Raw genomic sequence first — 13596 nt, 5'->3', positions numbered from 1 at the left:
TCTAACTGCCTCTTTGGTTACCGCTGGCTTGTGATTTCTGCGTTCACGGGAATCTAACTGCCTCTTTGGTTACCGCTAGCTTGTGATTTCCGTGTTCACGGGAATCTAACTGCCTCTTTGGTTACCGCTAGCTTGTGATTTCCGTGTTCACGGGAATCTAACTGCCTCTTTGATTACCGCTAGCATGTGATTTCCGTGTTCACGGGAATCTAACTGCCTCTTTGATTACCGCTAGCATGTGATTTCTCCGTTCACGGGAATCTAACCTAGACTCCACGATTCAAATAATGTTTATATGACAGATGCTCTTCCTTTTTCAAGCCTCAGCGGTCATAAGATTCGCTTTATGACCTCTTCCCCCCTTTACCCCATGCCACACACGTCATAACATTCACTTTATAACCCAAACAACCCCCTATTCTCTACCCAAGGAGTCATAACCCCCGCTCACCCAAACAAAAAAATACCCCGACCAAGGTCGGGGCATGCATACTCTATTTTTAAAGCTTCACTCGCTGTAACCGTAATGCATTTAATACAACTGATACGGAGCTGAAGGCCATGGCTGCTCCAGCAAGCCACGGAGCTAAGAAGCCAAGTGCGGCAATCGGAATGCCTAGTGTGTTGTAGGCGAAGGCCCAGAATAGATTTTGCTTAATATTTGTGATCGTCTTTTTGCTCATAAAGATGGCGTCTGCAATGCTGTTTAAGTCACCGCGTATGAGCGTAATGTCCGCTGCCTCCATCGCCACATCGGTACCTGTTCCAATTGCCATACCGATATCAGCGATTGCCAAAGCTGGAGCATCGTTGATTCCATCGCCAACCATCGCAACTTTCTTTCCAGCCGCCTGCAGCTTTTTCACTTCCTCGGCTTTTCCTTCTGGAAGCACTTCGGCAATGACGCGATCTACTCCTGCTTCTTTTGCGATTGCTTGAGCGGTTTGCTCGTTGTCACCAGTAATCATGATGACTTCAAGTCCCATATCCTTCAAGCGCGCAATGGCTGAACGTGACGTTTCTTTAATTGTATCAGCAACTGCAACGATACCAGCAAAAGCGCCATCAATCGCTACTAGCATCGCTGTTTTCCCTTCTTTTTCAAGAGAAACCATGTTTTCAAGAACCATTTCTTCTACATCAATTTCATATTTCTTCATCAAACGACGAGTCCCGACTAACACGTCTTTTCCAGCAACCATAGCCTTAATTCCGAAACCAGGTATCGCTTCAAACTGAGACACATCGACGAGCGCACTTCCTTTTTCCTTAATTCCTTCCACAATTGCTTGTGCAAGAGGGTGCTCAGATTGCTTCTCAGCTGAACCGACCAATGTTAAGAATTCTTCTTCATTCATGGAAGTTACTACATCCGTTAATACCGGCTTTCCATTTGTAATCGTTCCTGTTTTATCGAGAATGACTGTTCGAATGCGGTGTGTCATTTCTAAGTGCTCTCCGCCTTTAAAAAGAATACCGTATTCTGCTGCACGACCAGATCCTGCCATGATTGAAGTTGGTGTGGCGAGACCAAGCGCACAAGGACAAGCAATCACTAAAACGGCAATTAATTTTTCTAATGCTTCTGGGAAGTCTCCAGGTGCGACCCAGAAAAACCATACAAGGAATGTTACAACGGCAATTCCGACTACGATCGGGACAAAAATTCCTGAAATAGAATCCGCCAAGCGCTGAATCGGCGCCTTTGATCCTTGCGCTTCCTCTACGACCTTAATGATTTGTGCAAGAGCTGTGTCCTTCCCGACTTTCGTTGCTTGCACCTTTAAAAATCCATTTTTATTAAGTGTTGCTCCAATGACCATATCACCAACTGTTTTATCAACTGGAACACTTTCACCTGTCAGCATGGACTCATCAAGTGCGGACTGTCCTTCTAAAATGACGCCATCCACAGGAATCTTTTCCCCAGGCTTAACCAGCAACACATCGCCAGCAATTACCTGCTCTAACGGAATTTCTACTTCCGCTCCATCACGAACAACAAGAGCTGTTTTTGCTTGAAGCCCCATGAGCTTTTTAATCGCCTCTGAAGATCGCCCTTTTGCTTTCACTTCAAACAATTTCCCTAATATGATTAATGTGATTAAAACTGCACTCGTTTCAAAATACAATCCGACTCCGTGTGCGTTATGGCCAATGGTTCCAATGGCAATATAGACACTATAGAAATAAGCAGCAGATGTGCCGAGTGCAACAAGCACATCCATGTTCGCACTTTTGTTGCGAAGTGCTTTATAGGCACCTACATAAAACTGCTTACCGATGAAAAATTGGACTGGTGTCGCTAACGCCATTTGTACCCATGGATTCATGAACGCTTCGGGAACATATAAAAAAGAGGTAAACGCAAAGTGCCCTGCCATTGCCCACAAAAGTGGAAGAGATAAGATCAAAGAGAAAATAAACTTTCCTTGCTGCTTCTCGATTTCCTTTAAACGGTGATCGACTGTTTCCTGTTCATTTTCGTTGGATTTTACTGTAGCACTGTAACCGAGCTTTTCTATTTTTTGAATCATATCCGTAACAGATACATCCGCTGGATTGTATTCAACAGATGCTTTTTCAAGAGCGAGGTTCACATTGGCACCGACGACACCGTCAAGTTTGTTTAAACCTTTCTCAATGCGAGTGGCACAAGCCGCACACGTCATGCCTGTCACGTTTAACTCTGCTTTTTCAGTGATTACGTCATATCCAAGCGCACGAATTTTCTCTTGAATATTAGCTGGCCCGATTACAGCGGCATCAAACTTTACTGTCGCTTTTTCGAGAGCTAAATTTACATTTGCATCCGTGACTCCCTCCATTTTTTTCAGACCTTTTTCAATGCGAGTAGAACACGCAGCACAAGTCATACCGGTAATTTGAAATTGGCTTTCTAGTACTTTTTCACTCATATGAAAAACTCCTTATACCTATATAGGGTATATTATTTTGAAAAGAGAACGTGCTATTTCTAGCACGATTCTTCTTTCTTACTTTACATCATAACCTTGATCATCAATCGTTTCTTTGATTGTATCTAATGATACTTTGTCAGCATCAAACTCTACAGCAACTGATTTGTTTTCTAGGTCAACCTTTACAGCTGCAACTCCTGATAATTCCCCAACGCTTCCTTCTATTGCTTTTACGCAGTGTCCGCATGACATACCTTCTACTTGTAGTGTAACTTTTTCCATGATTAACAACTCCTTATTTTTTCATTAATTTTTGAATCGTTACGAGTACTTCATCTAATACTTCTACATCGCCCTCTTGCAGACGATCAACCACACAGCCCTTTAAATGACCTTCTAGCAATATTTTTGCGACACTGTTTAAAGCTGATTGTGTGGCTGAAATTTGTGTAATGACATCGTCGCAGTATGTGTCTTTTTCAATTAGTCCCTTGATTCCACGAATTTGGCCTTCAATACGGTTTAATCGTGTGACAAGATTGCTTTTCACTTTATCTGAATGGTGACTTTTTCGATCACTGCTATGGCAGCTTTCCTCTTCATGTAGCAAAGAATCATCTGGATTCATATGACTCCCTCCTTTTATGGTTTTATAATAGCATACCCCTGTATAGTATGTAAACTAAAAATCAAACAAATATATGGATTTTTTTTGAACATATTCTCTATATGAAAAAGGCTTCCCAAAAGGAAGCCCTATGATTCATCTTTCACCCGAAGCAATCGAAGGCTGTTCAGCGTCACAATTAGCGTGGCTCCCATATCTGCAAAGATGGCAATCCATAATGTGAGCCAGCCTGGAACGACTAATAATAAAGCCAACAGCTTTATACCAAGTGAGAAAGTGATATTTTGTTTGATAATACGTAGTGCTTTTCTACTCAACTTTACAGTGAATGGAAGCTTTCTCAAATCATCAGCCATAAGCGCAATATCCGCTGTTTCAAGGGCAGTATCCGTTCCTGCTCCTCCCATGGCAATTCCAACGGTAGAAGCTGCTAAGGCAGGAGCATCATTCACACCATCACCGACCATAGCAACTCGCTGGTAATTGGCGCGTAATTCTTTAATGTATGAAAGCTTTTCTTGCGGAAGAAGATTCGCTTTTACTTCGTTTACTCCCGCCTTTTGTCCAATCGCCTTGGCCGTACCTTCATTGTCTCCTGTAAGCATAATGGTCTTTTGCAGTCCGAGTGAGTGAAGCTGTTGTACCACGTCTTTTGTTTCTTCTCGGATCTCATCGGCCACTGCGACTAACGCAAGGAACTGTTCAGACGAACAAACAGCCATCACCGTTTTCCCTTGTTCCTCAAGGAAAGTAATTTTTTCACGATAGACTGTTGCCAAGCCACCCTCAAGCTGGTTATGAATATAACTTGGACTTCCAACATAATACTCCGTCCCTGCAATTTTCCCCAAGATGCCTTTTCCAGTTACGGAGGTAAAATCCTCAAGTTCTAAATGGTCGTAATTCAATTCCCATTGATCTGCCTTTTTTAAAATAGCAGAGGCCAGTGGATGCTGAGAGACCTTCTCTAGTGCTGATATAATGGCAAATGTCTCGTTGGCAGGAATGTTCGGAGCGGTTTCATAGTCGGTGACTACCGGAATGCCCTTAGTTAACGTGCCGGTTTTATCAAATGCAATCGCCTTAATAGCTCCCATTTCCTCTAAATGAATGCCACCTTTGATTAAAACGCCTCTTTTCGCTGCATTTCCAATGGCTGTTACGATAGCAACAGGTGTGGATATGACGAGAGCACACGGACATCCAACCACTAACACGGCCAAGCCCTGATATACCCACTCATTCCACACTAAGCCGAACAATAGCGGCGGGACAACCGCTACTCCAAGAGCGAATAGCATAATGATAGGTGTGTAATACTTTGCAAAGCGGTCAACAAATGCCTGTGATGGCGCTCTTTCCGCTTGCGCTTCTTCAACCAAATGGATGATTTTCGCAATCGTCGTATCTTCCACATGCTTTGTCACCTTTACCTCAATGAGGCCTTCTTCATTAAGGGTCCCGGCGTAAACTTCATCGTTCACTCCCTTTGCAACAGGTACGGACTCCCCAGTAATGGCTGCCTGATTGATAGATGACATGCCTTTTACGATGATGCCATCCATAGCTAATTTTTGGCCAGGCTTTACAAGTAGAACATCATTAATTTGAATGTCTTCTACGTCAATCACCATCTCTTGAAGTCCACGCCGTATCATGGCTTCTTTCGGAGCAATATCCATAAGTGAGCGAATCGATTGGCGAGCTTTATCCATCGAATACGATTCAAGCACTTCACTAATCGCAAACAAGATAACAACGGTTGCCCCTTCGCCCCATTCACCTATAATGGCAGCTCCAATAACAGCTATGGTCATGAGTGTTTTCATATCAAACTCTAGGCGAAGTAGATTTTTCAGTCCTGTCTGGAACAGGCGATAACCTCCTAAGATCATCGAGGACGCATAAGCGACAATCGATGCCAAGGATTCTTCCCCATGGACCTCACCAATAATCCAGCCTATAAGTAAAAGCACAAACGAAGCAAGTACCGTCGCATGCTTTTGAAGAAATGGCTCCTTAACTTCTTGTATACGGGCATTTTTAGGTTGAACCTTTATTCCGTCGAATGCACCGGCTTTTTCAATTTCTTCTATCGTTGCCTCACCAAACACTGTCAGTTTGGCAGCACCAAAGTTTATATTCGCATCAAAAACACCATCCAGGTGCTTTACGTTCGTTTCGAACTTTTTGGCACAGCTGGCGCACGTTAGCCCTTGAACGCGGTACACTTGCTTACTATTCGTCATTCCAGTTGAATTATCCACGTAATGCCACCTCCTTTTGATGGGTAAAGGCGATGTTAACAAGTTGTTTAACATGCTCATCGTCTAAGGAATAGTAGACCAGTTTTCCTTCTTTTCGGTAGGTGGCAAGACCAAGGTTTCGAAGGAGACGAAGATGGTGCGAAGCAGTAGCAACCGTGCAGCCGACAATGTTAGCCACATCGCATACGCAAAGCTCCTCTTCGACACTTAGCGAATAAGCAATTTTTACACGTGTGTCATCTGCTAATGCTTTAAAAAGCTTCGAGACCTCCATCGTGTTTTGCATACTAAGCTCATTTTTCACTTTCGTTACTCTCTCCTCATCAAAACAGGTGACCTCACATATATCCTCTTTTGTCATTGCACTTCCCCATTTCATTCAAACATTCTTTTGAGTATTATAACATATGAAAAAGTTTTATTGTTGTGACAAAGAAGGGAATCAATGAAAAAAGAGGACAATTTCGTTGTCCTCCCACCTATTATTCCGTTGTAGGCTTTTTTCGGAAAAAGATTTCTGGTTCGAAGCGGTGTAGCGGATGTGTTCGATTCTGCGCTGGTTCTGCCGAGATCCTTGGAGCCACCTCCGGCCTTTGTGGATCCTGTGCTGCCTTTGTCAAAGACTCGGTTAACGGACCCCACTTTCTTAACATCATCACGAGGAAAAATATGACGCATCCGGCAATCACAAAGACGATCGAAGGAGAGGCATTGTTCACACCGCCTACATCTAACAGGCGGCCACCTATTGTTTTTCCTCCCGCTTCCCCTAATCCATACACCACATTCGATAACGCAAAAAATAAACTGATCAGCTCTGGTTTGGAAAGCTGAGAAATCGTGCTATCTACCGTTGGCAAAATCATCATTTCACCAATAACAAAGATAGCTCCACTTACAATAAAGAGGACAAACCCGTTTGAGAAAAATAACGATGATATCCCTGCCGTAATAAATAATACGCCTACTCCTAGTGCTGAGATCGGGTTCATTTTTGTAATAAACCGTTTAGTTATAAAGCCCTGCAGGGTGATAACGATAAAACTGTTGATCGTCCATATTAAAGAGATATTTTTCGGGTTATCCAACACGACTGTTGCCCGCAGTGGCAGTGCAAGTGAAAACTGCGCATACAGTGCCCAAATCAGAACGGTTACTACACTAAAAATGATAAATGGTCGATGCTTTAACGCTTCCCCATATGCTCCTAATGGTAGTGATGGACAAGGGATGCCACCGCAATTTTTCGGAAGTAAAAGCCAACTCACTAAAGCCAGTCCTACATAAATGGCAGCCGCAATATAGAAGATGGTTCTTGAGGCTTCAGCTAAAAGAAAAAAAATGACAAGGCCACTTATACCTGTCCCTACATTGGCCGCAATCCCACGAAGAGAAAAAGCAGTCGTTTGGTTTCCACTTGAAGAAGCAAATGCTGCAATCGCTGCCTTCGTGGAGGGAGCATTCAATCCATTGCCGAGACCCATGATGGCTGCCGAAACCAGAAGAAACAGGTAATCGGTAAATATGCCAAAGCTCATTACTCCGCCTGCCGTAATCAGCGCACCCAAGCCGATGATAAAACGTCGACCTATTCGGTCCGCAAGTACACCTCCTGTAATACTTCCGAATTGAAAAGCAATGGCTATCGTTGCTAAGATCGTCCCAATCTGTACCAAGCTTAGTCCTGTATCAGTTGTTAGTATGATCGGAAGCATTGGCATCACAAGATAGGACCCTAGGTGTGCAAGCAACACCCCTAACAGAAGAATTTTCAACGGACGATCAAGATTTCTGTATTCCATTAATCCCACTTTGAATACACCCTTCCAGCGTTCAACGTTTCTGTTCCTATTTTTCCCCATTACACACGATTTATGAAAAAAGCCTGCTGCCCCTATCTTTAGGATGGGAGCAACAGGCTTTCAAGCATTAACTTTTTAAGATCTCTTCAATTCGTTGTAATTCTTCTGTGGTAAATTCTAAATGATTGAGTGCTGCAACGTTATCTTCGATTTGGCTAACCTTACTCGCTCCTATTAATGCGGATGTTACTCTTCCTCCGCGAAGGACCCAAGCAAGAGCCATTTGAGCAAGGCTTTGTCCTCTTTCAGCAGCAACGGCATTTAATTTTTGCACTTGACTGATTACTTCCTCAGTCACTTGGTCCGTTCCTAATGCCCCCGTCACTTTCACTGCTCTTGAATCACTAGGTAGACCTGTTAGGTACTTATTGGTTAATAAGCCTTGAGCGAGTGGGCAAAAAGCGATCGAGCCAACTCCATTTTCCTGAAGGACATCCTGCAGACCATCTTCGATCCAACGATTTAGCATAGAATAGCTTGGTTGGTGAATAACCAACGGCGTACCTAGACGATTTAATATGCTGATTGCCTCAGCTGTTTGCTCTGCACTATAATTGGAGATTCCAACATATAATGCCTTTCCTTGGCGAACCATTAAATCCAATGCCCCCATCGTTTCTTCAAGTGGGGTATCCGGATCAGGTCTGTGTGAGTAGAAAATATCTACATAATCTAAGCTCATCCGTTTTAGGCTCTGATCAAGACTAGCCATTAAGTACTTCTTCGACCCCCAGTTCCCGTAAGGTCCAGGCCACATATAATAGCCTGCCTTCGAAGAAATAATCATTTCATCCCGGTAAGGGGCAAAATCGGTTTTTAACATCTGACCAAACATTTCTTCAGCCGAACCTGCTGGTGGTCCATAGTTGTTTGCTAAATCAAAATGTGTAATCCCTAAATCAAATGCTCTTCTTAGCATCTTACGGCCATTTTCAAATGTATCTACTCCGCCAAAATTATGCCATAATCCAAGAGAGATGGCTGGGAGTAATAGACCGGAGCGGCCACTACGATTATATTTCATTGACTCATATCGATCGTCCCTTGCTTGATAGACCATGTTTTTTTCCTCTTTTCTCTTTTTTTATAAACCTGGTGCATTCGATTGTGCTGTGGTTTGCAGTCTTCTTTCTTTTCCATAAAGAACGATAAATACACACGCCAGTCCTGCAGAAAGAGTATAGACCGTAATCATATGGTCATAATTGATGAACTCAGAAATAAGCCCGAACAACAAATACCCTACCGTAGATCCAATCTGTGTCGTGTTCATGTAAAGAGTCGTTGCCGTACCTGGTGCTTCTGGCATAAAATCCTGAAAATACGAAATAGCAATCCCAGACGTAATGGAAACCTGTGCGGCACTTAAGATTTGCAAAGGATAGATTTGCCAAGGCTCGGTAACAAAATTAAATAAAAGAAAATAAGTAAAAGCAGTGACAAATCCAATTTTCACAAGCAGTGCAACATCCATTCTTGTGGCAAGTAAACCTAGCCCAATCATCATAGGAACCTCAAAGATCGGTGGCACACTAAAAATCAAACCAACATCCATTTCCGTTCCATGAAGTACCTTCGTAACAAATTGAGGCACATTTAACATATGAATAGAGGTAGCAGTTGATAGCAATAGAGCCGCAGCTAGATTGGCAAAAATATGCGGTTTGATGATCGATTTTTTTACTGACAATGCCTCTTGGCTTACAATCTTCTGTTTTGAAACTTCCTGTAATAAAAACACAACAGTTAGAAAAGCAAGCAAGTACCCTGCAGCTACGAATAAAAACAACCCTTTGAAGTCAACCAATATTAGGAGCCAGGCCCCTAGAGCAGGTCCCACCGTCCAAGCCAAAGCAAAAAACATTCGAAATATATTCATGATAAAAGGAGTATCCTCCGCTGGGATAGCAGCCTCTTTTAAAGCATCTCTTGCATATGCCCATAATTGAGGAACAGCAGCCGCTGATGCCCCTAATAGAAAGAATGCGGTTACAGACAAAGCAAAATAATTTCGTAAGTAAGCAAATAATATATACCCAATCACCCCAGCGAAGGTCGTGAGGATAAGGAGGTATCTTCTACTAAGCTTTGTATCTGACAACTTTGCCAATGAACTGCTGATGGTTACTCCACCTAACGCCAGCACTGTCATAAAAACACCAAATGCTGCGTTACTCATTCCGACTTCATCAATACCGAAAAGAGATGAATAGGGAATAAAGAAGGAAGTGGAAAAACCAAGGATGGTGTTAATTAAAAAAAGGACCGGTAAGGATGGAATTTTCCAAATAAATAGTACCTTTTCCTTTGTTACGGTAATCACATTCTTTTTCATATCATCAATCCTTCTGTTGGACTATGAAGCTATAACTTTTATACAACTACATGCTTCGGTGTTTGATTATTTAATGCTAATAATAAATTATCTGTTGCTAGATGGGCCATTTGAAGTCTCGTTTTTATGCTCGCGCTTCCTATATGAGGAAGAGTCACTACATTTGGCAGTGTTAATAACGGATGATTCTGGGGAACGGGTTCTTCCTCAAATACATCCAATCCAGCTGCCCAAATCTGACCCGACTGTAAAGCATCATACAAGGCATCCTCATTTACAATTCCACCGCGAGCGGTATTGATTAAAATGGCATTGCTTTTCATTAAATCTAATTCTTTTGCTCCAATGAAATGTCTCGTTTCCGGAGTATAAGGAGCCATGATACAAACAAAATCAGATTCCTTTAATAACTGATCCATTTCAACATATGTCATAGAAAAATTCTTTTCTAGATCCAGCTTCCGAGACCGATTATGATAGAGGATTTTCATGTCAAAGCCTTGGGCTCTTTTTACCAAAGCAGCTCCAATTCTCCCCATGCCGATTATTCCTAATGTTGCCCCGTACACATCTTGACCAGTCAATTGCATAGGAGACCATGTTTTCCAGTCCCCATTTCTCAAATAAGTCGATGATTCTATTAATCTACGTGCCGTTGCCATTAATAACGCAAATGTTAAATCGGCAGTTGTTTCTGTTAATACCCCTGGAGTATTGGTAACAGTGATTCCTTTTACCTTTGCTGCTTCAATATCTATATTGTTAAAGCCTACTGCCATATTACTGACTACCTTTAATCTTTTTGCCTTTTCCAATAAAGCTTGATCGATGCTGTCGGTTAACAAACAAAATAGCCCATCCACTTCCTGGATTTCTTTTTCTAACACGCCTCTTGGTACAGCAATATCTTCTTCCTCCCACATTCGAATTACGCAATGCTCTTCTATCCTTTGAATGATCTCATCGGGAATTTTCCGTGTGATATAGACCGTCGGCTTCAAGTGTAGCCTCTCTCCTTTCAGATTCTAATTGAATGCTAGCACCTTAGGGTTGTCTCCCTTTACTCCGTTTTCTAATATTTGCATAAGAAGAAGTACTTCTTCATCACTCACTAATTTCCGTTTTCCATTAATTATGTGGTCGTAAAGGGAATCATATACTCTTCCATAATCTCCAATAGGGGAAGGAATTTTCCGTTGAACTTCCTGACCTTGTTCATCTGTGTAGGTTACTACTCCATAATGCTCTTCACGATCTTCTCCAAACCCAGCACTTCCTGGCATCATTCCTGCTTTGAGGAACTCTTCTTGTCGATCGATTCCGTATTTGATAAAACTTCCCTTTGTCCCATGAACAATGAATCTCGGGTATGGAACTTTCACTAAATGATTCGTTTTAACGATTACTTTGAGGGTTGGATAAAATAATTCAACATGGTAATAGTCATCAGGATTTTTCGGATTTCGTATCGAACGGATATCGTAATACAACTTGTCGGGCTTTCCAAATAACGAGACAATCTGATCTAATGTATGAACTCCTAACCCGTAAAACGCCCCATCGTAAAATTCACCTGGTGACGTAGGTGCTTCCGTTCGATAATAGTCCATATGTGATTCAACTTCCACTACTTCTCCAAGGTATCCTTTTTCGAGTACCTCTTTCAACGCGAGAAAATCGCTATCGAAACGTCGGTTTTGATAAGGCATAATGACGAGGTCTCTTTCCTTTGCTAGGCTTAAGAGTTCCTTCGCCTCTTCAGTTGTCGTAACAAACGGCTTTTCAACGAGCACATGTTTATTATGCTCCAAGCATTTCTTTGCTAGCTCGTAATGACTGTTGTGTGCGGTACATATACTTATTAGCTGGATCTCAGCGTCGTTTAACAGCTCGTTTAACTCGTATGTAAATTCGATTCCATGTGTTTTATATGTATTCTCGAGTTCCTCTTTTTTTGTTCGAGAGTAAATCTTTTTCACCTTTACATGATCTCTTACTAAAAGATATGGCAGGTGATATCTTGTAACACTTTTTCCAAAACCAATAAATCCTATTGTTAATTTCATCCTAATCACTCTCCTTATCTCTATTAAAACATAAGAAAACTCGCTTCACCATTAGGGAAGCGAGTTGAAATCTTATTTTAATACATCACCTTATTAAACCTTTTCTGGTGTGCCCAATTTCGGTTGTTTCGGTGAGCGTTTCACCCAAATCATTGTAGTCATCAACGTGAACAGTAATAATATTAACCCTAATACAAATGGGTAAATGATATTCACATCATAAAGTAGCCCAGCAAGTGTTGGTCCAAGAATATTCCCGATACTCATATACGCGTTGTTCATCCCCATTGCAAAACCTTGTTCATGACCAGCGAGCTTTGAGATCAGGGTGTTTAACACTGGACGTAGAATAGACGTTGCTAAGAAGATGATTAGAGTAATACCAAAGAACAGCACATAACTTGAAGCAAAGATTGATAACAAAAATCCTACTGTGGCAACTCCTAAAAAGATATTTAGGACTTTCTCTTCCCCAAGGTTTACCACCAATCGATCAACAACAAACAATTGAACAATCGTACTGATGATTCCTGTCGCTGTAATCATCAAGGCAATTTCCTGAGGAGTCGCACCGAACTCATTATCAACAAACAATCCTAGTACTGATTCATAGGACATTAATCCAAAGCTCATAACGAGGGTAATCACTAAAGGAATAAAATAAGGCATCTTTACTGATCGAACAAGCTTTTTCACCATCGATTCATCATCATAATGAACTCCTTCTGCTTGTTCCTGTTGGCTTTCTTTTAGAACTATGATTGAAAATATGACTGCTACTAGCGAAACAATCGCTGATATTAGGAACGGTACTTTTAATCCGTATTCCGTTAAAAAGCCACCAATCCCTGGTCCAATCACAATTCCAAGTGACATAGCAGCTGAGATCAGACTGTTTCCTTTGGCACGTTGCTCCATCGTTGTAATGTCTGCAACATACGCAAATATGGCAGGTACAAGAAGGGCTGCTCCAATTCCACCGATTACCCGTGAAAAATATAACCACCAAATGGTATCAACGGCATAAAAAATAAACATCGATGCTGTTAATCCAACTAGTCCGTAAATAATCATTTTTCTTCGACCGTATTGATCCGTCCATTTTCCGGCAATCGGTGAGAAAATAAGCTGTGCTCCAGCAAAAATCGCTATCATTAGACCGGCTGCTGTTCCTCCCTGTCCAATCGACTGCAAATATGCAGGCAAAATTGGGATAATAATACCGAAGCTCCCAATTGCTATAAACATATTAATCATAAGTACAATTAATTTTTTCCTTTGTTCTGCGCTCACGTGCGCACCTCCATCTCCCTGCGAGAAGTAGGTAAACCATTTATCTCTCGCCTCAAATACACCTAAGTATACCACCAAACATTCTTAAAAATGTACGATAAAAACCGACTTTACTAAAATTTAACCAAAAAAAACTGTAAACATTCGTGAACTGCCCCGTAAATGTTAGACACCAAACTAACATTTACGGGGTGTTTTTTATGAGTAATTTTACTGCTAAAGAG

Annotated in this window: 11 protein-coding genes; all 11 read right to left on the bottom strand. The window is 41.8% G+C overall.

Annotated features, from left to right (window positions below; translation table 11 throughout):
* Positions 1–500: 500 nt before the first annotated feature.
* The 11 genes from ACRX5O_RS08505 to ACRX5O_RS08455 all read right to left on the bottom strand — a co-directional run bounded on the left by ACRX5O_RS08505 (position 501) and on the right by ACRX5O_RS08455 (position 13372).
* Positions 501–2918: a heavy metal translocating P-type ATPase gene (locus ACRX5O_RS08505; RefSeq protein WP_433905539.1), complete on the bottom strand. Its 2418-nt coding sequence runs from the start codon at positions 2916–2918 to the stop codon at positions 501–503.
* A gap of 78 nt (positions 2919–2996) precedes the next feature.
* Positions 2997–3203, bottom strand: a complete 207-nt coding sequence (gene copZ / locus ACRX5O_RS08500; protein WP_433905538.1) for a copper chaperone CopZ — start codon at positions 3201–3203, stop codon at positions 2997–2999.
* A 13-nt stretch (positions 3204–3216) separates the two neighbouring features.
* Positions 3217–3549 (bottom strand): metal-sensitive transcriptional regulator, encoded by a 333-nt coding sequence (locus tag ACRX5O_RS08495; protein WP_119709870.1) that lies wholly within the window; start codon positions 3547–3549, stop codon positions 3217–3219.
* A gap of 128 nt (positions 3550–3677) precedes the next feature.
* On the bottom strand, positions 3678–5798 hold the full coding sequence (locus ACRX5O_RS08490; protein ID WP_433905861.1) for a heavy metal translocating P-type ATPase: 2121 nt from the start codon (positions 5796–5798) through the stop codon (positions 3678–3680).
* A 10-nt stretch (positions 5799–5808) separates the two neighbouring features.
* On the bottom strand, positions 5809–6177 hold the full coding sequence (locus tag ACRX5O_RS08485; RefSeq protein WP_433905537.1) for an ArsR/SmtB family transcription factor: 369 nt from the start codon (positions 6175–6177) through the stop codon (positions 5809–5811).
* 121 nt (positions 6178–6298) lie between these two features.
* Positions 6299–7618 (bottom strand): MFS transporter, encoded by a 1320-nt coding sequence (locus tag ACRX5O_RS08480; RefSeq protein WP_433905860.1) that lies wholly within the window; start codon positions 7616–7618, stop codon positions 6299–6301.
* 127 nt (positions 7619–7745) lie between these two features.
* Entirely contained in the window at positions 7746–8738 is a 993-nt protein-coding gene (gene mgrA, locus ACRX5O_RS08475; protein ID WP_433905536.1) for an L-glyceraldehyde 3-phosphate reductase, read from the bottom strand.
* Between the two features lie 24 nt (positions 8739–8762).
* Positions 8763–10013 carry a sugar efflux transporter gene (locus tag ACRX5O_RS08470; protein WP_433905535.1) on the bottom strand — a complete coding sequence of 417 codons (1251 nt, stop codon included), beginning with the start codon at positions 10011–10013 and terminating at the stop codon, positions 8763–8765.
* A 38-nt stretch (positions 10014–10051) separates the two neighbouring features.
* On the bottom strand, positions 10052–11014 hold the full coding sequence (locus ACRX5O_RS08465; protein WP_433905534.1) for a 2-hydroxyacid dehydrogenase: 963 nt from the start codon (positions 11012–11014) through the stop codon (positions 10052–10054).
* Positions 11015–11038: 24 nt separating this feature from the next.
* Positions 11039–12079 carry an oxidoreductase gene (locus ACRX5O_RS08460; protein WP_433905533.1) on the bottom strand — a complete coding sequence of 347 codons (1041 nt, stop codon included), beginning with the start codon at positions 12077–12079 and terminating at the stop codon, positions 11039–11041.
* Positions 12080–12172: 93 nt separating this feature from the next.
* Positions 12173–13372, bottom strand: coding sequence for an MFS transporter (locus ACRX5O_RS08455; RefSeq protein ID WP_433905532.1), 1200 nt, complete (start codon positions 13370–13372; stop codon positions 12173–12175).
* Between the last annotated feature and the right edge of the window lie 224 nt (positions 13373–13596).

The sequence above is a fragment of the Robertmurraya mesotrionivorans genome, assembly GCF_050971805.1.
Lineage (GTDB): Bacteria > Bacillota > Bacilli > Bacillales > Cytobacillaceae > Robertmurraya_A.
This window is presented reverse-complemented; position numbering and strand designations above follow the sequence as displayed.